At 35.6% G+C, this 2,511-nt stretch carries 2 protein-coding genes; both read right to left on the reverse strand.

Annotated features, from left to right (window positions below):
* The coding region (locus AC1DRF_RS22970; RefSeq protein ID WP_477741777.1) for a DUF3231 family protein at positions 1-600 on the reverse strand (600 nt) is incomplete at its 3' end.
* A gap of 749 nt (positions 601-1,349) precedes the next feature.
* Positions 1,350-1,772 (reverse strand): OsmC family protein, encoded by a 423-nt coding sequence (locus AC1DRF_RS22975; RefSeq protein WP_097823885.1) that lies wholly within the window; start codon positions 1,770-1,772, stop codon positions 1,350-1,352.
* Positions 1,773-2,511: the final 739 nt, after the last annotated feature.

The raw sequence follows: 2,511 nt of genomic DNA on the forward strand, positions 1-2,511 counted from the left end.
GAGTAGTACCGAGAAATAGTTACGCTCAATATTGAAGAACATTTCAGTAAGTTCAACAGCATTTAAAGGTCTTTTTTTTCCTATGGCTGCTACTATATAAGATTGTTTTTTTATATATTCAACTTTCTCAGGATAGGTAATCATAGGTGGTCGATCGTAAATTCCTTTAGATAACATTAGAGTAGTGGATTCTGCATAGAGCTCTGTAGCTTGATTCAAAGCCTGAGTGAAGAAATCAAGAACATCTGCCCGAGCAACAGTAGAAGTAGCAAACCCTAGGTTAACCATTGACATGCGACTCATTGAGTAGACAAAACTCAGAGCAAAAAGGTCATAAAAAAGGGGCGGCGCTGACAAATTAATATCTTTGTCCGTAAACCCATCTGGTAAAGGGATATTCTCCTCAGAAAAAATATCCTTAATTTGCTTTAGATGTGATTGAGAGATAAGTAAAGATTTTTGTAAAATAGGCTTTATTTCGTTGTCTTGTAGGTGATGAAGAAAATATTTCAACAAACAAGTAGACATTGTTTCTTGTATATAAACTCCCCATAAACCACCAATTTCAGGACTTGATAATCTTACATTATGCTTAACCATTAAAGCCTCCTAATTATATGTATTTATCTTGATTATGTCATTTATCTTTCTAATTTATTCTTTTTTTAATTTCCCGAAAAAAAAACAGCCTATATCAGCTTTTATTTACCATAATGTCATTTATCGGAAATCATGTGTTAGAAGAAAGTGTTGAAGGGGTACATATAAAAGATAGGGATAGCATCAGGAGGAGAAAATATGCTCGATAACTATGAACATTTCCTATTCTATAGGGAGGTTAAATGTCTAATTGCAGATTATGATAACTGTAGACATTTACCTACTAAGAACGAGTTGCATAATCAGATAGTACTTCTAACAAAAGTACTTAAAAATGAATAAGTTATTATTATTCGAGCAAACTACTCAAGATGCCCTCCGACTAGGCATCCACAACCTATTTTCTTTAGTTACTTCAGAAAAAACTACCTTCTCAACTCCAAGGTAGTTTTTTCTGTTTTTATGTTGTATAGAATATACAAAGTTAGTTAACATAATCACTCTTACAGGAACAAAAAAGCTCTTTAAATAAACAAGAATATTTTTTCTAATGTAAAAATGTATAGTTTTTATTTGTTAAATGAATGCAGGGTAGTGGTTGAAGGAAAATAACTATATATAAGAGAATGTATTGCAAGGGAAAGAAAATAGATTTATGACATTCTCAAGAAGGCACCTTTACATAATTTTGATTTTTTTTGTGAATAGATTGGGTTTCTATGTGAACGTCATTTTCCTTTTCAAATCATTTAAATGCCTTTTATTTCTCCGTCATTAATCGAATAACTCGCATGGATGGAGGAGCTTAATGAATGGGATACTGAACAATATTTATCCATGGAAAGCTGGATGGCACGAATGACCTTCTCTTCAGGAAGATCTCCTTCTAATGCATAATGAATATGGATTTCTGTAAACTTTTTCGGATGGTCGTCTGCTCGCTGCCCTTGCACATCTATGTAGAATTTAGTAGGATTCAACCGCATTTTTGTCAAAATAGAGATAATATCAATTCCCGTGCAGCCCGCAACCGCATTAAGGAGTAATTCAGTCGGTCTTGCCCCACTATTCGTTCCTCCTACTTCTTCGGCAGCATCCATTTTGATTTCATGCCCGGATGGTGTTGTAGTCGAAAATGCCATTTTTCCTATCCAATCTATTTTTGTCTTCATTGGTTGAACCCCCTCATTTTTCTAAATAAATATTAATATGTAGTCATTTGTAATTTTAGTCCAATTCACCTAATAACCTCCCCAATTTGCTTTGACTTTAAACTCTTTGTTCATAAAAAGAAAAAAACAGACCGATAAAAGTCTGTTCAGCTTGTCAAGAAAGAGTAAAATGTATAAAGAAAAAGAGCATAATACTAGAGCATATTCGGTGCACCCCGGCACTATATTGACAGACCTATCCAGACACATGTCTGCCGAAGAAATCAGTGCATCTGGTGCTGTCAAGATCGATGGGGAAATGACATACGCAGAATTAACTGACGAACGCAAAACACCACAAGAAGGTGCCGCTACAATCGTTTGGAGCGCTGTTAGTAGCCAGTTAGATGGGATTAAGGCGGGGTATACTGTCAAAACATTGACATCGCGCCTCTAGCGCCACCAGATGGCGGCAAACCGGGTACTCCGGGCGTCTGTCCATGGGCAGCAGACAAAGAGGAGGCTAAAAGGCTCTGGACATTGAGCGAACAGCTTACTGGCGTGTCGTTTTTATAATCAAAACATTAGAATTAGCGAGAATAAAGCGAAGCAGATAACGAACCATTTTAACACTTTGATTAACAGATCATTTTTCATAAAAATTACCCGTCAGGTATTTTGCTCGGTGGGTGATTTTTTATATCAATTCCTTCCTCATTTTATCTAAGCGACATATGTATACTCTATACAACTTAAAAAG

It is taken from the genome of Priestia sp. P5_B4, from assembly GCF_056400385.1.

Excerpts from the sequence above, each read along its gene's own strand:
- AC1DRF_RS22975 (WP_097823885.1), bottom strand. The coding sequence starts at position 1,772 with ATGAAGACAAAAATAGATTGGATAGGAAAAATGGCATTTTCGACTACA.